A 21,574-nucleotide genomic window follows, 5' to 3' on the forward strand; every position below is an offset into this window, starting at 1 on the left:
CATGAGCAACACCGACTTCGCACTCGCGGTCGAGGACCTGACCGTCTCCTTCGACGGCTTCAAGGCGATCGATGCGCTGACGCTGTACATCGACAAGAACGAGCTGCGCGTGATCATCGGCCCGAACGGCGCCGGCAAGACCACGCTGCTCGACCTGATCTGCGGCAAGACCCGCGCGAGTGCCGGCAGCATCAAGTTCAAGAACACCGAGCTCACGAGGATGGCCGAATACCGCCGCGTGCGACTGGGGATCGGCCGCAAGTTCCAGACGCCCTCCATCTACGAAAACCTCAGCGTGTTCCAGAACCTGGAGGTGTCGTTTCCGGCCGGGCGATCGGTCATGGGCGCGCTCGGCTTCAAGTGCACGGACGAGGTGAGGTCCAGGGTCGACGCGGTCGCGGCCGACATTCACCTGTCCGACAAGCTCGACACCGAGGCCGGCCTGCTCAGCCACGGCCAGAAGCAGTGGCTGGAAATCGGCATGCTCCTGATGCAGGAGCCTGAGTTGCTCATGCTCGACGAACCGATCGCCGGCATGAGCGCGCGCGAACGCGAGCTCACCGCTGACCTGCTGCAGCGCATCTGCCAGGGCCGGTCGGTGATCGTGATCGAGCACGACATGGAATTCGTCAAGCGCATCGCGCACAAGGTCACGGTCATGCACCAGGGAAAGATCCTGGCCGAAGGGCCGATGGATCAGGTGCAGGCCGACGAGCGCGTGATCGACGTCTACCTCGGCCACTAGGAGCAAATGACATGAGCACAGCCATGCTGGAGGTCAAGGACCTCTACACCTCTTACGGCCAGAGCGAGGCGCTGCACGGCATTTCGTTCCAGGCGCGCAGGAACGAGACCATCGCCATCATGGGCCGCAACGGCATGGGCAAGACCACGCTGTTCAAGAGCCTGATGGGCGTGCTGCCGATCAAGAGCGGCAGCATCAGCGTTGCCGGCCGCGACGTCTCGCGCGACGAAAGCTTCGTACGGGTCGCCAAGGGCATTGCCTACGTGCCGCAGGGCCGCATGATCTTCCCGACCCTGACGGTGGAGGAGAACATCCAGACCGGCCTGGAGAACTCGAAGACGCGCCGCATTCCCGAGGAAATCTACGCGCTCTTCCCGGTGCTGTTCGACATGAAGCGCCGCAAGGGCGGCAACCTGTCGGGCGGCCAGCAGCAGCAGTTGGCGATCGCGCGTGCGCTCGTGACCGACCCCAAGGTGCTGCTGCTCGACGAGCCTACCGAGGGCATCCAGCCTTCGATCATCAAGGACATCGCGAAGGCGCTGAACGAGATCCGCAAGCTGCGCGAGATCACGATCGTGGTGTCGGAGCAGGTGCTGAGCTTCGCGCTGGACGTTGCCGACCGCCTGTTCGTGATCGAGGGCGGGATCTTCGTGCACGAGACCGCGCGCGACAAGACCGACGTGAACCACATCAAGGCCTATCTCTCCGTTTGAACTCCCCTTTCGACAACCACCCCAGGAGCCATTGCAAATGACCGACACGCTGATCAAGGTCGACCTGACCAAATCGCCGACCGAGAACGAGATGATCCACAACCGCTGGCACCCGGACATCCCGATGGCCTGCTGGGTGAACCCGGGCGACGACTTCATCCTCGAGACCTTCGACTGGACCGGCGGCTTCATCAAGAACAACGACAGCGCCGACGACGTGCGCGACATCGACCTGACCACGGTGCACTACCTGTCGGGCCCGGTCGGCGTGAAGGGGGCCGAGCCGGGCGACCTGCTGGTGGTCGACCTCCTGGACATCGGCGCCAAGCAGGACAGCCTGTGGGGCTTCAATGGCTTCTTCTCGAAGAAGAACGGCGGCGGCTTCCTCACCGATCATTTTCCCGAGGCGCAGAAATCGATCTGGGACTTCAAGGGCATGTTCACCAGTTCGCGCCACATTCCGGGCGTCAACTTCGCGGGACTGATCCATCCCGGCCTGATCGGCTGCCTGCCCGACAGGGCGATGCTCGACATGTGGAACAAGCGCGAGATCGACTTCATCGCGACCGACCCGGATCGCGTGCCCGGTCTGGCGAATCCGCCTTCGGCCGGCACCGCCCATATGGGAAAGATGACCGGCGAGGCCAGGGCCAAGGCAGCCGCAGAGGGCGCACGCACCGTGCCGCCGCGCGAGCACGGCGGCAACTGCGACATCAAGGATCTCTCGCGCGGCTCCAAGGTTTTCTTCCCGGTCTACGTCGACGGCGCCGGCCTGTCGGTGGGCGACCTGCACTTCAGCCAGGGCGATGGCGAGATCACCTTCTGCGGCGCCATCGAGATGGCGGGCTGGGTGCACATGAAAGTCACGCTCATCAAGGGCGGCATGGCCAAGTACGGCATCAAGAACCCGATCTTCAAGCCGAGCCCGATCACGCCGCACTACAACGACTACATCATCTTCGAGGGCATCTCGGTGGACGAGGCGGGCAAGCAGTACTACCTTGACGTGCACGTGGCCTACCGCCAGGCATGCCTGAACGCGATCGAGTACCTGAAGAAGTTCGGCTATTCCGGCGCACAGGCCTATTCGATCCTCGGCACCGCACCGGTGCAGGGCCACATCAGTGGCGTGGTCGACATCCCGAATGCCTGCGCCACGCTCTGGCTGCCGACGCAGATCTTCGACTTCGACATCAATCCGAACGCCAACGGGCCGACCAGGTTCATCGACGGCAAGATCGACATGCCGCTGTCGCCCGACCTTGCCTGACCGGAGCGCGAGCAGCATGCCGACCTACGACTACCGGTGCGACGACTGCGGCGGCTTCGATGCACTGCGCAGCGTGAGCCAGCGCGACCTGCCGGCGGACTGCCCGGATTGCGGCGGCGCCTCGCCGCGCGTGATGTCGGGCGCACCACGCCTGGCGCTCATGGCCGACGGCACGCGCCGCGCCATCGCGGTCAACGAGCGTGCGGCGCACGAGCCGAAGCGCTCGGGCGACTACGCGCGGCTCAGGCATCCCTCGGGCTGCGGCTGCTGCAGTGGCGCCAAGCGTGGCGCGACGGTGACCGCGCCCAACGGTGCCAAGACCTTTCCGACCAAACGGCCCTGGATGATCAGCCACTAGGAGCAGCACCATGATTCATGGAGATATCTCGAGCAGCAAGGACACCGTAGGTGTCGCGGTCGTCAACTACAAGATGCCGCGCCTGCACTCGCGTGCCGAGGTGCTCGACAACGCGCGTGCGATCGCGAAGATGGTGGTCGGCATGAAGTCCGGACTTCCTGGCCTCGACCTCGTGATCTTTCCCGAGTACAGCACCCACGGCATCATGTACGACAGCGCCGAGATGTACGAGAACGCCGCCACCGTGCCCGGCGCCGAGACCGAGATCTTCGCCGAGGCCTGTCGCAAGGCGAAGGTGTGGGGCGTGTTCTCCCTCACCGGCGAGCGCCACGAGGAGCATCCGAACAAGGCGCCCTACAACACGCTCATCCTCATGAACGACCAGGGCGAGATCGTGCAGAAGTACCGCAAGATCATGCCCTGGGTGCCGATCGAGGGCTGGTATCCGGGCAACTGCACCTATGTGAGCGACGGGCCGAAGGGGCTCAAGATCAGCCTCATCATCTGCGACGACGGCAACTATCCCGAGATCTGGCGCGACTGCGCGATGAAGGGCGCCGAGCTGATCGTGCGCTGCCAGGGCTACATGTACCCGGCGAAGGAGCAGCAGATCCTCATCAGCAAGGCAATGGCCTTCGCCAACAACACCTATGTGGCGGTCGCCAACGCGGCGGGCTTCGACGGCGTCTATTCGTATTTCGGCCACTCGGCGATCATCGGCTTCGACGGCCGCACGCTCGGCGAATGCGGCGAGGAGGAAATGGGTATCCAGTACGCGGCGCTCAGCAAGAGCCTGATCCGCGACTTCCGCAAGCACGGCCAGTCGGAGAACCACCTCTTCAAGCTGGTTCACCGCGGCTACACCGGATTGATCAACTCCCGCGAGGGCGACAAGGGCGTGGCCGACTGCCCCTACGACTTCTATGCCAAGTGGATCGCCGATCCACAGGGCACGCGCGAGATGGTCGAGTCCTTTACCCGCAGCACCGTCGGCACCGCGGAGGCGCCGATCGTGGGCATCCCGAACGAAGACACGGCCGGCGTGCACCGCTGATGCCGGATCCGCTCGAATCCTGGCGCATTACGCAGGAGCCCTGGTAGGGGTGAAAGCGAACGGCAGTCCCAAGAAAATCAAAGGCTTGCCGACCCCTAAGACAGCGACTGCGGAATCGTGAACACCATGTTCGCCGCGCCGCGGAACTCGCCCTTGGTCACCAGGAACCACAGTGTCGCGTTGTCGCCGAACAGCTCGCCGACGTTGCTGCTTGCGGCGGCGCGGCGCGCGATCAGCATGCCGTAGGTGCTGGAGCGCGGTTGGGTGGCGGTGAAGTGGTTGCCGCTGACGCTCATGAAGTTCCCGGCGCACAGCACCATGTCGGCCGTGAAGGTGTTGCCCTGCAGCACCACCGTCTGGAACAGGCCGCGGGCCCGCTTCGCGGTGAGCAGCTTGATGGTTTCGATGCCCATCGTCAGCCGCGTCAGCAGGTTGCTCGCGAACACCAGTTGGCCGACGCCGGGCTGGACCTCGAAATCACCGGGCTGCAGCGCGCGCAGCAGCGCGTCGCGCGGCACCTCGGGGTCGGGAATGCCGTAGAACGCGACGTCGCCCGCGAACTGGCAGTGCGTGATCTCGCACAGGCCGGTGATGTCCTGGAACACCGCGGCCGCCCGTACCGCCGCCGGCAGCGTGCAGCCGCGCATGCGCAGCACGCGCGTGCTGCCGACGGCCAGCCAGGGCAGTGGGCTGTCGTTCTTGCCGACCACGTTCACGCCGTCCAGCTCGACCTGGGTGTTGTTGGTCAACGCGATCATGCCGCGCTCGCTGAGCTGCAAATGCAGATCGCGCAGTTCCAGCGCGGCCAGGCCGGCCAGGGCGATCGGGGCGGCGGCCACGATCACCGCGGTGGGGCCGCAGCCGTGCAACGACAGGCGCCGCACCGGCTGCGTGGAGGGCGCATCCAGCGTCAGGCCGGCCTCCAGTCGGTGCGTGCCTGGCAGGAAGCAGATGCACAGCGAGGGCCGCGCGGCCAGCAACTTCTCCAGCAGTTCGCTGCTGAGTTCGGGGAAGTCGCCCCCCTTGCCGATCGTGACCTCGCAACCGCCGCCCCCGGCCGTGGGCGGCGTCGTGGCGGTGGCCGCGAACACCAGCACCTGCTCGGCCACCGGGCTGCCGCCGCTGGTCAGCAGATGCGCACGGACGCGCTGGTTCTGCGGCGTGCCCAGCCGCCAGGGGCATTCGGCCAGGCCCTGGGCGTTGCAGGTGGCGTCGAAGCCGCTGGCCGGCGGGTTGCCCACGCTGCCGGCCCCGGCCTCGACCGTGAAGCGCACGCGCGCGCCGGGCACGGGCAGCGCGCCGCGCATCACGCGCACACGCAGCGGCTCGGGCAGCGCGCCGCCGGGCGTGGTGTTCTGGCCGTCGCCGCCTGCGTAGAGCAGTTGCGTCATTTTCGTGAGCGGCGGGAACAGGTCGCGGCAGTCGGTGATGGCCGTGACCAGGCCGTTGGCGTCCACCGTCACCAGGCCGAGCCGCGCCCAGCCGTCACGCACGCCGGCCGGCGGCTCGGCGACGGGTTCGCCGTCGCTGTCGCGCGGCCATTCCACGTCGGCCGTCGCGGTGCGCGCCGGGATCTGCCAGTAGTCGCCCGGCCGGTAGCTGCCGCCGGGTGCGAAGCGGATCTGCACGCCATCCTCCAGCGTGATCCAGTCGCCTTCCTCCACCGCCAGCGCGTGCTCGCCGGCCACGGCGGGCGTGTGGTCCCAGCGGCGCAGCACGGGGTGGCGCGCCGGGTCCTGGCCCAGCGTGCCGGTGGGCACGCCATCCAGCACCAGTTCCAGCGCATCGTCGCCGTCTTGCAGGTAGTCGAAGAGTTGTCCGGCGCGGCCCTGCAGCTCGGCCTCGTCGTCGACCAGTTCCACGCGGTCGTGCAGGGTGAGGTCCAGGTTGGCATCGCGCCCGCGTGCCGCCAGGCGAATCGTGGTGCGGTTGGCGTCGATGCTGATCTCCTGCACCGCATAGCTGACCGAGCCGTTCTCGCGCGACCACTTGAATGTGGCGGCGCCCGCCGCGTCCACCGAGTGGATTTCCACGCGGTAGAGCTGGTTCTCCAGCCGGCGGTAGCCGGCCGTGGCGGCGATCTCGCAGACGCCGGTGGACGCCAGTTCGGGCTCGGCCTGCGCGGCCAGCCGGGCGGCGGGCGGGGCGGTGAGGGCGTTCCAGGCGGCCACGTCGGCGCCGCAGTGCCAGGGTGCGTTGTTGGCCGGGACCGGCAGCGCCAGCGTGCGCACTTGCGCCACCTGCTGCGCGCGGGTGGCGGTGTCGGGGCCGCCCAGTGCCACTTCGCGGATGCCCGGGTCCTCCAGCGCACTCACATGGCGTTGCCAGGCGCGCAGGTAGACCAGGTGCGTGCCGGCCGGCAGCCGTGCCGGCACGCCGCCGTCGGGCTGGTTGGCCAGCGAGGCGGCCTGCTCCCATTCGCAGAGCTGGCCCTGCACGTAGTAGCGGCCCGCGCCGATGCGCAGGCTCGCCGCCGGCAGCGCCGCAGGCGCACCGGCGCCGGTGGCTTGCACGCGCCAGGCCTGGCCACCGCCGACCAGCCAGGGCTGCTCCGTGCCGGCCACCGACAGGCCAGCCAGTGCCGGACCGCCGGCCACGGTCTGCGCGGTCCAGGTGGCGCCGCCATTGGTGGTGACCAGCAGCGCGCCGTCCTCGCCAGCGATCCAGCCATTGTTGGCGTCGCGAAAGCGCACCGCGCGCAGCCGCGAGGTGCTGCCGCTGGTGGCGGTCGTCCAGGTCGCGCCGCCGTCGGCGCTGCGCAGCACGGTGCCGCCGTCGCCCACCGCCCAGGCCTGGCCACCGGCGAGCGACACCGCGCGCAAGGTGGCGCTGCTGCCGCTTTGCACGCGGGTCCATCCCGCGCCGCCGTTGCTGCTGCGCACGATCGCGCCGCCAGGCCCCACGGCCAGGCCTTCCTGCGCGTTGGCGAAGGCCGCGGCGTAGAGGCGCTGAACGCCGCTGGCGTGGCGCGTCCAGTTGGCGCCGCCGTCCACGGTGCGCAGCACCAGGCCGCCGTCGCCCACGGCCCAGGCGTGCTGGGCATCGAAGACCGCGACGCCGCGCAAATGCTGCAGGCTGCCGGCGTTCTGCACGGTCCAGGTGCTGCCAGCGTTGCTGGTGCGCAGCACGGTGCCGCCGTCGCCCACGGCCCAGCCGGTGTTGGCGGCGCGCGCAATGGCACGCAGGTGCCGCGTGCTGCCGGTGGCGGCCACGGTCCAGGCCGCGCCGCCATTGGTGCTGACCAGCAGCACGCCGTCTTCGCCGGCGATCCACACGCTGTTGGCATCGGCTGCATGCACCGCCAGCGCGACCATGCCGGCCGACAGCGCGAAGCCGGCGTTCTCGGCCGGCGCGCCGCTCTGGCCGATGACGTCCTCGGCCAGCGACTCGGCACGGCGGCGGGTGATGTCGCCTTCCTCGTTGAAATCCGCATCGGTGATCACGCGGCCTTGCTGCATGCGCACGGCGGTGTAGTGCGCGCCGGGCTCGAAGGTCTCGCGGGAGAGATCGGCTTTCATGGTGTCCTCCTCAATTGGCGAAATGCACGCTGGCGGCCAGGCCCAGGCGCAGGTATTCGGTCAGTGCATCGCGCAGGTTGGCCTCGCGCTGCGGCTGCTGCAGGTGTTCGTAGGCGCCCATCTCTGCGCCGCTGGCCGCGCCGGTGCGAATCTGCGCCGCGCAGCGCAGTTCCAGTTGGCCCAGCGCCGGGTCGCCGTAGCGGCGCGAGACGAAGAGCGGCCGCACCGTAGCCTCGACCTCGGCGCGAACCGCGTCCTTTTCGGCGGTCGTGGCGTTGGCGGGCAGGTCGGCGATGCGCGTCTCGCTCTCGAGCTGCGGCTGGCAGCGGTAGCGCCGCGGCACCTGCGAGGAAGGGGGCACGTAGCAAAAGCGCACGCAGCCCACCTGGCGACGCTCGGCGAGCACCGGTGCGTCGAAGATGCAGTCGCTGGCATTGAGCGACAGCGCGTTGACGCCGCCGAAGAAGCTGGTGCGTTGCAGGTCCAGCGCGGCCTCGGGCGCGTCCAGCGCCGGGGCCGAAGCGCCGTCGGCGAGGCCCAGGCCGACGATGCTGTCGGCCACCTCCACCCCGCGCACCGGGCCGGCCACGGTGACCGGTGCGCAAAGGCTTTGCAGCAGCCGCAATTGCAGGCGCGGGCTGTCGACGCCCACCTGCAGGTGCTGCGTGCCCTGCACCGTGTCGGGCAGCAGCGTGCAGTGCGCCAGCTCCAGCTGGCCCAGGCGGCCGGACACCTGCAGGGGCCCCTGCAGCAGCAGCCCGTGCAGGAACAGCGCGCCCGGGTCGGACGCGTCGGCGTCGGCGGTACCGCTCACCTTCAGCAGGCCCTGCCAATGCGCGCGCACCTGCCGGGCCTCGAAGCGGCCGGCCACGCGCGCCATGCTGCCGGGCGGCGCGTCGGGGATGGGCTGCAGCGGCCATTGGCCGGCGACCACCAGCAGTTGCGAGGCTTCGGGGATCCGGATTTCCAGCGGGTCGTCGTCGATCTCCGTCAGGCTGTCCATCACCACGATGACGCCGGTGCGCCCCGCCGGCTCGTCATTCCAGGCCTGGACGGCGGCACGCAGGGTGGGGAACAGCATGCCGCCCGCGGGCAGCAGGTGCGACACGCCCACCTGCCAGACCTGCGGGTCGAAGAAGCCGCTTCGGCTTTCGTCGGCCGCGCGGCTGGCCGCGCGCAGTGCGGCGCCGCGATCGTAGGGACCGCCGCCGATGTCGGCCACGCTGGCATGGGTCGCATGCAGCCACACTTCCTTCACGTCCAGCGCGGCCGGGAACGCGATGCGTCCGCGCAGCAGGTCCAGCGCCGGCACGCGCGGCGTGGGCTGGGCCAGTTCCACGGTGTCGGGGATCTCGCAGATGCAGATGTCCTCGCGCGGCACCTCCACCGGCAGCGTCTCGCCGGCGAGCCGCACGAAGCAGCGCAGCACCGGATCGCGCTCGGTCATGAAGCGCGGCGCCGGCTCGGCCTGTTCGGTGCGCAGCCGCACGAGCTCGGCATGCAGTGCCAGCGGGCGCAGCGGGGCCGGGGTGTGTTCCTCGCGCGCAGCCTGGGTGATGGCGCCGCTGCCGGTCTCGGTGGGCGGGCGGTTGAACACCGGTGCGTCCACGCCCGCCGGGTGCATGTGCCACCAGCCACCTGATTGCGCCTCGCGTGCGCTGATGAAGTCGGCCGGCGCGCCAGGCCCACGTTGGGGATGTTGAAGCGGCCGCCACGCGTGTCGGCGTTGCGCACCTCCAGCGTGTGGGCAAAGGGGTCGAAGGCGCCGGCCGAGGCCTGCGCCAGCTCGGCCGCCGCGGCGTCGCGCACGCAGGCCGTGGCGGTGGGCGCGCGGCGCACGTGGTTCATGTGCTGGGTGGTGCCCAGTCGCTGGAAGAACTCCACCGCCGCTGCGGGCCAGCCGGTGACATCGCGCGCCAGTTGCTCCAGCACCAGCGCCGTGCCCTTGCGGCGGCGGTAGGCGATGGTGTTGGCGACCCAGGCGCGCGTGCTGACGCCGGCCGAGGGCACCGGACGGATCGGCCGCGCGCCCAGCAGGTCGCCGATGTAGGGCACGGTCCATTCGTCGCAGGTCTCGATGAACCAGTTGTCGTACAGGCGCGCGGTGTCGGCCTCCACCGCCTCGAGTTCGCTTTCGATCACGGCCAGCAGCGCCCGCAGCGGCGCACCGCGCTCGGCGTCGCGCAGGCGGTGGATGACCGGCAGCAGCTGGTAGAGCCGTTCGGGGGTGAGGAGACTCATAGCGTGGCCTTCACGAGTTCGAGTGCCGCGGGGTTCAGCAGCATCAGTTCGGCCGGCCGCATCGCCATGTCCACCGGGTCCCAGCGCGCGCCGAAGGCCGGCACGAACTGCCCGTTGCCGGCGGCGGCCGCGGCTTCGCCGTAGGGCTGCAGCACCTCCAGGTCCACTGCCACCACGCCCGGGACCTGGTGCAGCAGTGCGAGCAACTCGGCGGCGGTGACCGATTGCGCCAGGTCTCGCGCGTCGAAGCCGAATGCGCCTTGCAGCTTCGCCCTGCAGGCCGCGAGCACCGTGTCGGCCTCGTGGCGTGGGTCGATCGACACGCGTGCGGTGCAGCGGAAGTAGCGCAGCACCGAGGCGCCCAGCACGAAGGCCTGCGAGGGGTCGGACAGGCTGGCAATGGCCTTCTGCAGGTTGTCCATCACCTCCTCGCCCGGCACGCCGCCGGTGGCGCCGGCCACCGAGAGCAGCACGCGCGAGCTGCCGTTGACCCACACCAGGTCGGCGCGCGCCTTGCCGATGCCCGGGAAGGCGCGCGCAAAGTCCTGGTAGTCCGACAGCGAGACCACGCGCTCGAAGGCCAGCAGCGTCAGCGGCGCATTGCGGCGTGCGTCCTCCAGCTTCTCGGGCCTCTGGGCGCCGCTGGCCGGCAGCGGGTTGCTCACGCCGCGCAGGCCCAGCGGCATGGCGCGCAGCATGGTCAGCGTGCCCGACGCCACCTCGCCGTCGGGGCCGATGCCGCTGCGGTAGCGCGCCTGCACGTTCATCTGGCCGCTGGGCAGGCGCGCGCCGCTGCGGCCGTCGCCGAACAGGACCTTCATGCGCGCCTCGTTGTCGATGCGCGTGGTGAACACATGCTCGTCGGGCGCGGCACCGTACAGCGAGGGGCGTTCGGTCCACAGCAGGCCGTTCACGCGCAGTTCCAGTGTGCTCTTCACGCCGCTGGCCGAGGCGGCCGTCAAGTGCGTGGTCGGCGGCTTGCGCAGCATGAAGCGCTGGAAGCTCTCCTTCGCGTCGCCGTTGCCCAGCACCTCCTGCACGCTCTCGCCGTGCGTGGCGCGGACCACGTTGGCGTGGATCTGCAGCCTCTCGCGCTGATAGCTGTATGCCAGCGCCTTCTGCAGCACCAGCGTGCTGCGGCCGGCGCTGTGCTCCACTTCGTCCAGCAGCGCGATCTCGGCCGCATCCACGCCGGGCAGGTCGGCCCGCGGGCCGACGAAGGCCAGGGGCTGGCCGCGCGTCAGACCCAGCACCATGGTCGACAGCTCGATGCGCTTGTTGTCGCGCTCCACCGGGGTCTCGATCGGCAACTCGGCCAGGGGCTGGCGCCGGCTGACGACGTGGGCCGTGGTGTCGCGGAACAGGAAGGCCTCTTCCGGCGCCTCCGCCATCGGCTGGCCGCTGCTGTCGGCCAGCCGCAGCGCGGTGGCGCGGGCCGACAGGCCGTAGTCGGCGCGCGAGACTTCGCGCGCATCGAACAAGGCATAGGCCGTGGCCTTCTCGCTGGGGGCGTCGAAGACCATCCAGCTGCCGGGCGCGAGCTTGGGCACCGGGCGCTCCAGCAGCGCGTGACAGGGCGGCAGGACCAGGCTCTCCATGTTGGGGTTGCCCTGCGAGTCGGTCCAGATGCTGCGGCTGGCGTCCAGCGTGCCGGTGGGGGAGGTGATCGGATCCTGGTCGTCCCAGCCGTCCTTGTAGATGTCCGGATCGCGGAGATTGATCTTCGGCAGCGAGCCCCACTTGGGCGCGTTGTGCCCGAAGAAGCCCAGCCGCTGCGCAAAGCTGAAGGCGCCGGCCTCGGGCGACTTCGGCTTGGCCGGGGGCTGGACGCTGGCCGTGATGGTCTGGACGAGCTGCGTGGTGCTCCAGCCCTGGATCGCGATCATGGCCTGCAGCTCGTTCTCCTTCCAGCTCTTGCTGGTGATGGCGGGGCCCAGGTCGGTGGTGGTGAAAGGCACGGTTTCGACCTGCGCCTGCGCGTAGCCGCCGTAGAACATCGACACGGTGGGCACCAGCCAGACGAGCATCGGCGGCGCCGCGGGCGTCTTCGGGTCGGGCAGCGGCTCCAGCGCCACGCGTACGCGGCGCAGGGCCGGTTCGTCCTCGACCTCCAGCGCGCGCAGCACCAGGTGCTTCAGCTCCAGCCCCTTCTTGCCGACGAAGAGCAGCAGTTCGCCGGCCTGCACGCCGCTGGCCTGGTCGGACAGGTAGATGCGGGCCACTTCCTGGGCGTCCACCCGCGGCTCCACGGGCAGGTCCGGGTCGAGCCGGTACAGGTTGCCGCTGGAGAGATCCGGATGCAGGCCGATGGTATCGGCCGGCAGGCTGCCGGCGGGGTAGAGCAGGGCCAGGCGCAGCGCGCCGTCGGGGCCCAACACGGCGAGGTCGGCCGGCCGGGTCTGGCGCGGGCGCAATGCGTTCCATTCGGCGCGCGCGACGATCGGCTCGCCGGTCTCGAAGACCTGCGGCAGCTTGCCCTGCGGCGGCACGCTCTGCACCGGCGCGCCGGCCGCGATGGTGCACACGCCCGGCGCGCCGGGCGCGTCTTCCACCGTGAAGACCAGGTGCACGCTGGCGGCGACGCCGGGCCGCAGCTCGTAGCCGACGGCACGCGCGAGCTCCAGCACCGAGCGGCGTTCAGTGGCGGTGCGGAGGAACCCCTCGTTGGCGATGCGCTCCTGGTAGAAGGTCAGCACGTCGGCCACGCAGGCCGAGGCATCGACCAGCGCGATGGCCGCGTCGTCGGGCTCGCGGGTGCGAAGCTGGCCCAGGGGCCGCGGCGCGGTCGCCAGCTGACCGGGCAGCCCCCACAGCGGCAGGCGGGCCAGCATGCGCTGGTAGAAGCCGGGCTGGCTGTCGATGCGCCAGGCCAGCGCGGGCAGTCCCGGCGCGTTGTAGATGGTGCCGGGCTCGGCCTGGCCTTCGCAGCAGTGGCAGCCGTCGAGGGGGAGGTCTTCGCTGCTCATCTTGTTTCCTCCGCCGCATGCACCTCGAACTGGATGCGGCCGTGCTCGGGCGCGTTGGGGTCGTTGTCCAGGCGCGCGATCTCCAGCCGTGCCGTCGCGATGCGGCCGGCGTCGATCTCGCCGTCCGGCAGCCGGCCCAGGCGCTGGAAGCGCAGCGGCTCCACGTGCGAGACGCCCTGCACAGCCATCGCCGCGGCGATCACGGCGCTCAGGTAGACCGGCTCGCCGAAGCTGAAGCGGTCGGGGTGGAAGAAGCCACCGGGCGTGGTGGCGAACACCTGCAGCAGGCGGCGCTGCACATCGGCCGGGAAGTAGCCGGGCCGGGTGCAGACATGCAGCGCGATGTCCAGCGCCACGTAGGCCGGGGCGTCGATCTCCACGTCGTGGCCGGCCAGGCGGTAGCGGTCGATGAAGGCGCTCAGGCTGTCCTCGAAGGCGGGGTCCATGCCCTCGGCGCCGCGCCGGTCGACGGTGATGAACATGGTGTGCCAGCTCCCGGTCCAGCGGCGCGTGGCGACGGCGCGCTGCACGCGGCCGTCGCGCATGGCGACCTCGGCATAGTCCTCGGCCGTCACTGCGCGCTCCTGGCGCCGGAAGGCCTGCGGCGCGTCCATGCGCGCGCGCGCCAGCGCCACCGGGTCCACGCCGCCGCTGGCCGGCAGCGGGTTGCGCACCCGCGCGATGCCGTCGAAGGGGCACAGCACATGGGCGATCGCATCGGCGCCCACGTTGCCGGCGCTGCCGTTGCCGGTGCGCACCCGCGCCGACAGGGCCTCGGCCGCGCCGGGACGCAGGCCGTTCACGCCGTCGCCGAAGCGCAGCAGCACCTGGCCGTCGGCCTCGGTCTCGGCCACGAACTCCGGGGCATGGGAGCCGCTTTGCAGCAGGTCGCGGCGTGCGTTCCAACGGCGGTCGTCGCCGTCGCTGGCCACGAGCACTGCCTCGCGCGTGTCCGCCAGGTCGCGCCGCAGGGCGGCGGTGGCGCTGGTGGACGGGTCCACCAGCATCGCCTCGCCGCTGGCGTTGCGCACCAGGCCCTGGCGCGTCCACGGCAGCAGCGTCGGCTGCGCCAGCCGATAGCGCGGCACGCGGCCGCCGGGCACCGGCACCAGGGGCTCGGGGCGTGTTGCGCTGTAGCCGTGGTCGGCCAGCGCGATGTTGGCGCAGGCGCCCGCCATGTCGCGCACCAGCACGCCATCGATGACCTTCGACAGGCACAGGTCGAAGGGCAATGCGTCCTCGGCGTGCCAGTGCACCTCGACCAACGGCTGTTCGGTGACCGGGTCGCGCCGCGGCTGCGCAGAGGGAGCGCGATCCTTGTCCGCCTCGGGGTCGACCCGCGTGATGCGGACCACGTGGCGCTGCTGCGCGTCGGCATCCTGCGGCAGGCCGTTGGTGGTGCCGGCGCGTGCCTCCAGCAGCAGCAGGTCGCCCGCGCGCAGGCGCAGCCGGTTCGCCGGGTCGTCGATGAGGAAGGCGCGCGTGGCGCCGCTCGGCAGGCAGCAGGCCTCGTCGCTCCAGGTGTAGAAGCGCAGGTCGTTGTGGGCGCTGAACAGCCTCAGCGGTGTCAGCAGCTCGAAGGCTTGCGCACCGGCCGCGACCAGCGCCTGCGCGCTGGCGGGAGAACCCAGCCGCCGGGGCGCGCCCTGCGCGCGGGTCAGCAGCAGGGTGCCGTCCAGGCCGGTGGTGCTGTCGCAGGCCGCGAGCGTCTGGCCGTCGGCAGCAGCAGCGATGTCGACCTCGAAGGCCACCCAGGCGCGCGCATTGCAGCCCTCGTGCACCGCGTAGTCCAGCAGGCGCGCGTGCCGCCGCACCGAGACGCGCTGGCGCGCGGTGCCCAGGTAGGCCTCGGTGGCGACCGCGTCCTGGAAGTAGGCGATCTCGTCGGCGCGGAAGGCCAGCGCCTCGGACAGCGTGACCATCAGGTCGGCCGGGCTGCGTTCCTTCCAGTGGGGCATCAGCGCCGAAAGCCGGTCCAGCACCAGGCGGCGGAAGCTCTGGTAGTCGCGTGCCAGGTAGTCGATGTCGGGTGCGCGTTGCTGGACCGGCGCGCAGTCGTCTTCCACGCGGCAGTCGAAGTCGCTGGGGCAGTCGACCTTGAAGCCGAAGGCGATCTGCGCCAGGGCAGGGTCGATGCCGGCCGGCGGCGCGTCGGAGCCGGCCGAGGCGACCAGCCGCAACTGGTAGCGCGAAAAGTCGCCGATGTCGTCCAGCTCCACCGTCAGCACGTCGCCGCTGGCCGACACGCCGATCGCCTGCGGGTTGCGCACCCGCACGCCGCCGCGGATCTCGATGTTGGTGGCCGCGAGCGGCGCGGCCGGCGCGAAGGCCAGGTCGTGCACGAAGTGCAGCATCAGCCGCGGTTCGCCGTGCACCACTTCCAGGTACTCGATGCCGTTGAAGGCGCGCGGCGGGTTCGCCAGCGCGGCCTCGCGCAGGGCGGCGATGCGGCCGGGGTTGCTGCACAGGTACTGGCTGTTCATGGGGCCTCCCGCCTGAACTGCGCCTGACCGCTCTGCTGCGTCTCCAGCACCGTGTAGCGCACCGTCACCGACAGGGTCGCGTCCTCGCTCTCGGCGCTGACCTCGTCGATGCGCATCAGGTGGCCCAGCCACTGCTGCAGTGCGCCGTGCACCAGTGCCTGCACCGTCGCGGCGAGCTCGGGGCTGTTGGGCGCGAACACGAGCTGCATGAGGCCGCAGCCGAAGTCCGGCCGGTTCACGCGCTCACCTGGCACGGTGAAAAGGAGCTGCTCGATCAGGTCGCGCAGGTGCGCCTCGCGCGAGACGGTCGCGCTGCGGCCGCGGCCGTCGATGCGCAGGGGAAAGCCGATGTCGGTGTCCATGGTGTTCACATCCCTATGACACGGGTCTGCGCCGCCACCGGCATCAAGGGCGTGCCGGTGGGCGCGCAGATGGCCTGGCTGCTCATCAGCAGCACCGGCTGGCCGGCGGCGAAGACCCGGGTGGCCGCCACGATCCATTGCGCCGTCACGCAGGGCCCGTTGCCCTGCGGCGGCGAGAAGGCGCAGCCGGCCACCAGGTAGGGCGCGGCCTGCGTCGTCACCGGCTGTCCCGAAACCAGCACCCGCGGCACCGGCGCGCTGGGCGTGGCCTGGCCGCCATGCGCGCACAGCACGGTGGCGCCGAGGTGGAGGAGGGGGCCGGACATGGTGTTGCGCCTAGACGATGGTGAGGGCGCCGGCGTTGATCGTGACCGTGGGACCGGTCATCACGATGGACGCGCCCTTGCCGTTCTGGATGTAGATGCCGGTGTCGTTGACGATCAGCGTGGCACCGGTCGCGCTCTTGAGCATGATCCCGCCGCTGGGGCCGGGCAGGTCGCTGATGGTCAGGCCGTTCTGCAGCGGCGTCTGCATGGTGATGGCCTGCACGGCCGGTGGCGTCAGCCGCGCCAGCGCCGGCACCTCGGCTGCGCTGCCCCAGAAGCAGCCGACCCAGATCGGGTGGTCGATGTCGCCCTGCTCGTACTCGATCCACACGCCCGAGCCGATCATCGGCAGCGCGAACATGCCGTTCTGGATGCCGGCCACCGGCACGCAGGGCATGGCCCAGGTGGACGGCATCACGCCGCCGACGTCGGGCACCTGCACCATCAGCCGGCCCATCTGCATCGGGTCGATGTTGTTGAGCACCATGCCGCGGTACTTGCCGTAGAACTTCTCGGGCACTTTCGCTGCTCCTTCAGACGGGGACCTTGGGGGTGATCGACACCAGCCCGTTGCGCGTGAGTTCGAAGCGCTGCTTGAACTCGCCGCGCTTCAGGGTGCTGGTGACGCTGTTCACGTAGTACAGCCCGTCGTAGGCGATGCCCACGCCGCGCACGCCGACCAGGCCGCGCGCCTTGAGTGGCCGGCCGTAGCGCAGCACGTCCAGCGTGCCGCTGCCGCTCACCGAGTCCTGCGACTTGGCGGCTTCCGCGAGGCCGGCCGAGATCGCCCGCATCGGGCTCATCTTGGCCGTGTCCTTCATGAACTTGATGTTGGAAAGCGAGGTGGGCAGCGCGCCCAGCGGCGGCTGCAACGGGTTCAGGTTGGGAATCGGAATCGGGATGGGGACGCGGGTGAGCTGGTTCTGGATGAACACGATGGGCAGCACGCCCTTCTCGGGATCGAAGCTGAAGCTGAGCGATTCGACGTTCGTCAGCGCGTCCATGTCCACGTTCAGCGCCGGCTGCGGCACGCCGATCTTCAGTTCGGGCCCGAAGTAGGCGATGTTGGTGCCCGGCGTCGGGCCCGGCTCGACGTAGAACACGTAGCCCACCTGGCGCGCCAGTTCCTGGATATAGGCCAGGTCGGTGCCCTGCTGCGCCGGAATCTTGTCAATCGGGATCTGCACGTCGGGGAAGAGCACCGGGATGATCATGGGGATCAAACCGAAGGGCGTGTACTTGGCGCACAGCAGCGCCACGCGCCCTTCCACCGGCACGGCGGGGAAGGGCAGGCCGCTCCAGTCCTGCTTGTCCATCGCCTTGGTCAGGTCCTCGCCGGTCACGACCAGGCTGCCGGGCTGGCCCTGGCCGCCGGGCTCCAGCTGCACGTTGGTCATCACGCCGTCGAACAGCGGCTGCGGCTGGCCGTTGAGCGTGACCACCAGCAGCACGCGCAGCGCCGGCGTGACGGGCGTCGAGTTGACGCCGGCCAAGAGGAAGATGGTGTTCAGCTCGGAACGCGCGGTGATCGAAAAGGTGAGCCGAAAGCCGCTCGCGCTGCCGGTGGCGGTGCGCACCTCCACGCTTTCGAGCGCGTCGGTCACCACGCGCGGCACCGGGACCGGCACGATCGGGCCGATCATCAGGGTGAGCTGGATGCCCTTAGCGAACATCTCCCGCTCCGCCCAGGGCAGGTACGCCCTCGGGCAAGGTGATGGCCAGCAGGCGGCCGACCTCGGCCACCAGCGCCTCGGGCAGCATCGCACCGTTGGCGTCGGCCAGGCGCCAGTGCTGCTCGGCCGCGCCCAGGTGCTGCGCGGCCAGGGTGTCGAGCCGGTCGCCGGCCACGACGGTGGCGGTGGCCAGGCGCGCGAAGTTCTCCGGCGGCGGCAGGAAGCGGCGCGTGACGAACACCACCTCGCGGCCATCCGCCAAGGTGGTCTGCGCGAGCGGCAGGCCGTGGTAGCGGCTGTCGGGCGCGAAGGCCGGTTGCGCCAGGCCGTTGGCCTGCATGAAGGCCTGGATCGGATCGACCATCACGAGATTCCTCCAATGCCGAGCGTGGAGAACGACACTGGCTGCACCTTGGCCGCCAGCTTCTCCTTGCCCTGCAGATAGGTCATGAACAGCGACCCGCCCTTGGACGAGAAGCCCAGGTCGTCCACCGACAGCACGCGCAGGCTGAACGAGACCTTGGCGCGGATCGGGTTGAGTGCGGGGTCGAAGGCTTCCTCGGTGATCGAGAAGTCGGCCAGCTTCACCGGCACGATGCGGCTCTTGCCCCAGACGAAGAGGATCAGCGGCGCCAGCATGGGCGCAATCTCCAGCGTGCCGGAGTTGGCCTGGCTGTCCACCCGCTGCAACTGGGTCGAGCCCGGAGACAGCAGCGACTCCAGCACCGCGAGCTGGGGCGCGATGCCATGGGCAATGGTGCTGGCGTTCTGGTCCGGGAACTCGAGCTGGTCGGTGGCGTCGATGTCGGCTTCGAAGCTGATGGTCTCCACCGGCGGGCCCTTGAAGCGCGTGGGCTCGGCGCGGTCGGCAGCGTCGCCGCCGGTGGTCTGGGCCTGCAGCTTGCGGGTCAGCGAATCGGCGTTGTATTGCAGCGAGATCACGCGCTGCACCTTGGCCGACTCGGGGTCGATCAGGACCAGGCCGCCCTTGATGAGTTGGGGGGAGTTGGAGAAGCCGGTCATTTCTTCTTCCCAGGCTTGGCGCCGCCGGGCTTGGAGCGCGGCACGACATTGGCATCGGGCTTTTCGCCCGACAGGCAGTGGACGTAGTTGGCCCACGCGTCGGCCGATTCGAAGACGCCGGGCGACTCGCAGTCGAAGATGGGGAAGTAGCTTTCCGTGCCGTCGGCGTTGCCGACGCGCTGCAAGTGCGCCATCTCGTGGATCAGGGTGCGGATGCGGCTCTCGTCCGTGGTGCCCTTGGCGAAGAAGGCCGCGCACAGCACGATGGGCTGGCGAAAGCCGCGCACATAGCCCGCGCGGGTACCGCATTCCGGATCGCCCGGGCCGGCCACCTTGATGTCGGCCGTGCCGACACCACCGCCCATGCCGCGCAGCACGTCGCTGATCTGCTCCATGTTGGGGTCGGCCCAGTCGAACTTGATGCGCGCCAGCGCCTTGGCTTCCATGAGCGCCTCGGTGCCCTCGACGCCGCTGGCGCGGAACAGGGCGCGCTGCGTGCGGATCGCGGCGGCACGGCGGGCGTCGTCGATCAGCTTCTTCTGCGTCTTGTTCGGTTCCACCGGCGGCACGATCTTGGCCGGTGGCGGCGTCTTGTCCTTCGTGTCGCGCTGCAGCCCCTGGGCCTGCCCGCCCGCCTGCTGCACCACGTGGGTCAGCTCGTGCGCCAGCAGGCCCCGTCCTTCGGCGGTCTGCGGCGCGTAGCGCCCGGCCGCGAACGCGATGTGCCGGCCTGCGGTGTAGGCATTGGCCTGCACCTCGCGCGCCGAGGCGTCGGCACGTGCGTCCGCATGCACGCGCACTTGCGAGAAGTCGTGGCCGAGGCGCCCTTCCATGTCCTGGCGCAGGCCGGGTTCCAGCGCGCTGCCGGGCGCGGCCAGCGTCTCGTCCACGCTGACCGGTGTCTCCATGGCACCGGCGTCGGGCGCCGCGCTCAGGCGCTGGATTCGCGGCGTCGCCCGGCCGTCCACGCCAGGCGAGGCCGGACCGACCCGCACCTGCTGCGCCACACGGTCCGCCTCGCGCTCGTAGACATCGTCGGCAGCGCCGACGACCAGCTGGGTCTGCAGCCCCAGGATCTTCTTGCGCGCGCAGTCCGGGCAGCTGCCGGCCAGCCCGGCCGCGGCGCCGCAGGCGCACTTTCGCTGCAGGCGCAGGGCCGGTCCTGGGGACCGGGACGCTGGCTTGCGGGAGGCAGGGCGGTGCAGTGGCATGGCGCGCCTTTCAGGGCTTGAGGGCGGAGACGACCTTGAGCGCTTCGGCCTTGGACCCGGCCGACTCGGCCAGGTCGTCCGAGACGCCGAAGAACACGTCGGGCTGCGGGAACTTGGCATTGACGGTTTTCATGGGTGATGCGCTCAGAAATGCCAGGTGAAGGTGCCGCCGACGTAGTCCGACGGCCGCTTGGTGGGGTCGGTCTCGTCGCCCGGGGCCAGCACCTTCCTGGCGCCGAACTCCACGCTGACGCGCGGCACCTGCTTGCACCTGGCCTTGGCCTCCTCCACGGCGCCGTAGATCTCGCCGATGGCGCTGGCAATGTCGATCGCCTTGCCTAGCTTGTCGTCCGGCACCGCGGTCTCGAACTCGCGCGCGGCCTTGTTGAGCTTCTCGCCGGCCGTCTTGATCTTCTCGCGCGTCTCGCCGGGATCTGCGGCGTTGCAGATGGTGGATCTGGTCTCGATCACGAGGCCGCCAGAGGCCACGGCCGCGCCGCTCTTGGGTTCGACCTCGGCCCCGCCCTTGAGTCCCACGCGAACGTGGGGCAGACCGTCCAGCATGATCTGCAGGCCGAACTTGGCCGGCACCTCGTACGACAGGTCGAGCGTGAGCTTGTAGCCCTTGCGCAGCGCGAACGGCAGCTTGGCGCGCACCTCCTTGGGCAGCGACACCTTGACGGGGCCGAATTCGAAATCGAGATTCAGCGACGGGCCGGCGGCCGGCTGTTCGGGCGGCAGCTCGGGCCCGATGCCGGGGTCGGGCGGCCGCAAGGGCACGAGCCGCGCGCCGCTCTTGCGCACCGCCACCTCGACCTGGCTACGGGCCGAGGCCGAGAACGCAGTGGCCGACTCCAGGTCCACGCTGGCCGTGTCCACGCCCAACTGGCGCAGTGCGTCGCGCACCTGGCGCATGCGGCTGTTCAATTGCGCGCGCTCGCTGTCCTGGCGCGCGCTGCTGCTCTGGCTGCCCTCGGTCAGGCTGGCCGAAAGCCGCACGCGCGCCTCGGGCTGGGCGTGGCTGGCGGCGGCGATCTGCGCGAGCTTGGGGTTGTCCTTGGTGAGGGGCTCGCCGAGCTCGAGCGCCACGGCGGTCAGCGTCTGCGGCAGCACGCCGGACAGCGGCAAGGGCGCGCTCTCGACCGGCGAGAAGGCGTCGGCCGCGGCCTCGGGTTGGGCCTGCGGCGCCGGCGGCGCGCCGCCCAGGCCGTGGGCCGCCACGGAGCGCCCCTGCAGCAACTGGTCGGCCGCGCCAGCGGCGCGGGCCTCGGCGTCGCCCGTGGCGGGGCCGCCGCGCGACTGCTGCAGCACATGCGCCAGTTCGTGTGCCAGCAGGCGCTGGCCGGCCGCGTGTTGCGGTTGCCAGCGGCCGGCGCCGAAGACGATGTCGCGACCGAGCGTGTAGGCGGCCGCACCCATCGCCTGGGCCGAGGCGGCCGCGCCGGGGCCGGCATGGATGCGCACGGCGCTGAAGTCCGCGCCGAAGCGCCGTTGCGCGCCTTCGCGCAGCGGTGCCGGCAGGGGCACTCCGGCCTCTTCGGTCGGGCGGGCAGCCTGCGGACGCATGGCCCCATGCGCCACGTCGGTGCGGCTGGCGGGCAGGAGTTGGCGGCGCGTGTCCATGGCGGGTC

18 protein-coding genes are annotated in these 21,574 nt (G+C 70.4%); 5 read left to right on the plus strand and 13 right to left on the minus strand.

The window, feature by feature from the left end; all coding sequences use genetic code 11:
- Position 1 precedes the first annotated feature (1 nt).
- From urtD to AC1DYK_RS09425, 5 genes are read left to right on the plus strand one after another with little or no spacing between them, the layout of a single operon-like run.
- Positions 2–745, plus strand: a complete 744-nt coding sequence (gene urtD, locus AC1DYK_RS09405) for an urea ABC transporter ATP-binding protein UrtD (protein ID WP_478156420.1) — start codon at positions 2–4, stop codon at positions 743–745.
- A 23-nt stretch (positions 746–768) separates the two neighbouring features.
- Positions 769–1,458 (plus strand): urea ABC transporter ATP-binding subunit UrtE, encoded by a 690-nt coding sequence (gene urtE, locus AC1DYK_RS09410; protein WP_478086262.1) that lies wholly within the window; start codon positions 769–771, stop codon positions 1,456–1,458.
- A 37-nt stretch (positions 1,459–1,495) separates the two neighbouring features.
- Positions 1,496–2,728 (plus strand): formamidase, encoded by a 1,233-nt coding sequence (fmdA, locus tag AC1DYK_RS09415; protein ID WP_478156419.1) that lies wholly within the window; start codon positions 1,496–1,498, stop codon positions 2,726–2,728.
- Positions 2,729–2,744: 16 nt separating this feature from the next.
- Positions 2,745–3,086: an FmdB family zinc ribbon protein gene (locus AC1DYK_RS09420; RefSeq protein ID WP_478086258.1), complete on the plus strand. Its 342-nt coding sequence runs from the start codon at positions 2,745–2,747 to the stop codon at positions 3,084–3,086.
- A gap of 10 nt (positions 3,087–3,096) precedes the next feature.
- Positions 3,097–4,140 (plus strand): aliphatic amidase, encoded by a 1,044-nt coding sequence (locus AC1DYK_RS09425; protein ID WP_478166034.1) that lies wholly within the window; start codon positions 3,097–3,099, stop codon positions 4,138–4,140.
- Between the two features lie 95 nt (positions 4,141–4,235).
- Here the strand turns inward: AC1DYK_RS09425 and AC1DYK_RS09430 are convergent, their stop codons facing one another.
- From AC1DYK_RS09430 to AC1DYK_RS09490, 13 genes are all read right to left on the minus strand, one after another.
- Positions 4,236–7,658 carry a DUF6519 domain-containing protein gene (locus tag AC1DYK_RS09430; protein ID WP_478166035.1) on the minus strand — a complete coding sequence of 1,141 codons (3,423 nt, stop codon included), beginning with the start codon at positions 7,656–7,658 and terminating at the stop codon, positions 4,236–4,238.
- A 10-nt stretch (positions 7,659–7,668) separates the two neighbouring features.
- Positions 7,669–9,255, minus strand: coding sequence for a hypothetical protein (locus AC1DYK_RS09435; RefSeq protein ID WP_478166036.1), 1,587 nt, complete (start codon positions 9,253–9,255; stop codon positions 7,669–7,671).
- Between the two features lie 640 nt (positions 9,256–9,895).
- Positions 9,896–12,865, minus strand: coding sequence for a putative baseplate assembly protein (locus AC1DYK_RS09440; protein ID WP_478166037.1), 2,970 nt, complete (start codon positions 12,863–12,865; stop codon positions 9,896–9,898).
- On the minus strand, positions 12,862–15,348 hold the full coding sequence (locus AC1DYK_RS09445; RefSeq protein ID WP_478166038.1) for a putative baseplate assembly protein: 2,487 nt from the start codon (positions 15,346–15,348) through the stop codon (positions 12,862–12,864). Before AC1DYK_RS09445 ends, AC1DYK_RS09440 begins: the two co-directional genes overlap by 4 nt.
- Positions 15,345–15,710 carry a GPW/gp25 family protein gene (locus tag AC1DYK_RS09450; RefSeq protein WP_478086248.1) on the minus strand — a complete coding sequence of 122 codons (366 nt, stop codon included), beginning with the start codon at positions 15,708–15,710 and terminating at the stop codon, positions 15,345–15,347. The genes AC1DYK_RS09445 and AC1DYK_RS09450 overlap by 4 nt, the downstream gene beginning before the upstream one ends.
- A gap of 5 nt (positions 15,711–15,715) precedes the next feature.
- A complete protein-coding gene (locus AC1DYK_RS09455; RefSeq protein WP_478086246.1) occupies positions 15,716–16,036 on the minus strand; it encodes a hypothetical protein in 321 nt (106 codons plus the stop codon).
- A gap of 10 nt (positions 16,037–16,046) precedes the next feature.
- Positions 16,047–16,556, minus strand: a complete 510-nt coding sequence (locus tag AC1DYK_RS09460; RefSeq protein ID WP_214701682.1) for a phage baseplate assembly protein V — start codon at positions 16,554–16,556, stop codon at positions 16,047–16,049.
- A 13-nt stretch (positions 16,557–16,569) separates the two neighbouring features.
- A complete protein-coding gene (locus tag AC1DYK_RS09465) occupies positions 16,570–17,709 on the minus strand; it encodes a hypothetical protein (RefSeq protein ID WP_478166039.1) in 1,140 nt (379 codons plus the stop codon).
- Positions 17,699–18,073, minus strand: coding sequence for a LysM domain-containing protein (locus AC1DYK_RS09470; protein ID WP_478166040.1), 375 nt, complete (start codon positions 18,071–18,073; stop codon positions 17,699–17,701). Before AC1DYK_RS09470 ends, AC1DYK_RS09465 begins: the two co-directional genes overlap by 11 nt.
- Positions 18,073–18,732, minus strand: coding sequence for a CIS tube protein (locus AC1DYK_RS09475; RefSeq protein WP_478086239.1), 660 nt, complete (start codon positions 18,730–18,732; stop codon positions 18,073–18,075). The genes AC1DYK_RS09470 and AC1DYK_RS09475 overlap by 1 nt, the downstream gene beginning before the upstream one ends.
- Positions 18,729–19,943, minus strand: coding sequence for an eCIS core domain-containing M35 family metalloendopeptidase (locus AC1DYK_RS09480; RefSeq protein WP_478166041.1), 1,215 nt, complete (start codon positions 19,941–19,943; stop codon positions 18,729–18,731). Before AC1DYK_RS09480 ends, AC1DYK_RS09475 begins: the two co-directional genes overlap by 4 nt.
- A gap of 10 nt (positions 19,944–19,953) precedes the next feature.
- Positions 19,954–20,076, minus strand: a complete 123-nt coding sequence (locus tag AC1DYK_RS09485) for a hypothetical protein (RefSeq protein ID WP_478166042.1) — start codon at positions 20,074–20,076, stop codon at positions 19,954–19,956.
- 11 nt (positions 20,077–20,087) lie between these two features.
- Complete coding sequence (locus AC1DYK_RS09490) at positions 20,088–21,566, minus strand: eCIS core domain-containing protein (RefSeq protein ID WP_478166043.1); 1,479 nt, start codon at positions 21,564–21,566, stop codon at positions 20,088–20,090.
- Between the last annotated feature and the right edge of the window lie 8 nt (positions 21,567–21,574).

It is taken from the genome of Variovorax sp. P2_H12 (assembly GCF_056403395.1).

Coding starts and splice junctions, on each gene's coding strand:
- urtD (WP_478156420.1), top strand. CDS start 2: ATGAGCAACACCGACTTCGCACTCGCGGTCGAGGACCTGACCGTCTCC.
- urtE (WP_478086262.1), top strand. CDS start 769: ATGCTGGAGGTCAAGGACCTCTACACCTCTTACGGCCAGAGCGAGGCG.
- fmdA (WP_478156419.1), top strand. CDS start 1,496: ATGACCGACACGCTGATCAAGGTCGACCTGACCAAATCGCCGACCGAG.
- AC1DYK_RS09420 (WP_478086258.1), top strand. CDS start 2,745: ATGCCGACCTACGACTACCGGTGCGACGACTGCGGCGGCTTCGATGCA.
- AC1DYK_RS09425 (WP_478166034.1), top strand. CDS start 3,097: ATGATTCATGGAGATATCTCGAGCAGCAAGGACACCGTAGGTGTCGCG.
- AC1DYK_RS09430 (WP_478166035.1), bottom strand. CDS start 7,658: ATGAAAGCCGATCTCTCCCGCGAGACCTTCGAGCCCGGCGCGCACTAC.
- AC1DYK_RS09440 (WP_478166037.1), bottom strand. CDS start 12,865: ATGAGCAGCGAAGACCTCCCCCTCGACGGCTGCCACTGCTGCGAAGGC.
- AC1DYK_RS09445 (WP_478166038.1), bottom strand. CDS start 15,348: ATGAACAGCCAGTACCTGTGCAGCAACCCCGGCCGCATCGCCGCCCTG.
- AC1DYK_RS09450 (WP_478086248.1), bottom strand. CDS start 15,710: ATGGACACCGACATCGGCTTTCCCCTGCGCATCGACGGCCGCGGCCGC.
- AC1DYK_RS09455 (WP_478086246.1), bottom strand. CDS start 16,036: ATGTCCGGCCCCCTCCTCCACCTCGGCGCCACCGTGCTGTGCGCGCAT.
- AC1DYK_RS09465 (WP_478166039.1), bottom strand. CDS start 17,709: ATGTTCGCTAAGGGCATCCAGCTCACCCTGATGATCGGCCCGATCGTG.
- AC1DYK_RS09470 (WP_478166040.1), bottom strand. CDS start 18,073: ATGGTCGATCCGATCCAGGCCTTCATGCAGGCCAACGGCCTGGCGCAA.
- AC1DYK_RS09475 (WP_478086239.1), bottom strand. CDS start 18,732: ATGACCGGCTTCTCCAACTCCCCCCAACTCATCAAGGGCGGCCTGGTC.
- AC1DYK_RS09480 (WP_478166041.1), bottom strand. CDS start 19,943: ATGCCACTGCACCGCCCTGCCTCCCGCAAGCCAGCGTCCCGGTCCCCA.
- AC1DYK_RS09485 (WP_478166042.1), bottom strand. CDS start 20,076: ATGAAAACCGTCAATGCCAAGTTCCCGCAGCCCGACGTGTTCTTCGGC.
- AC1DYK_RS09490 (WP_478166043.1), bottom strand. CDS start 21,566: ATGGACACGCGCCGCCAACTCCTGCCCGCCAGCCGCACCGACGTGGCG.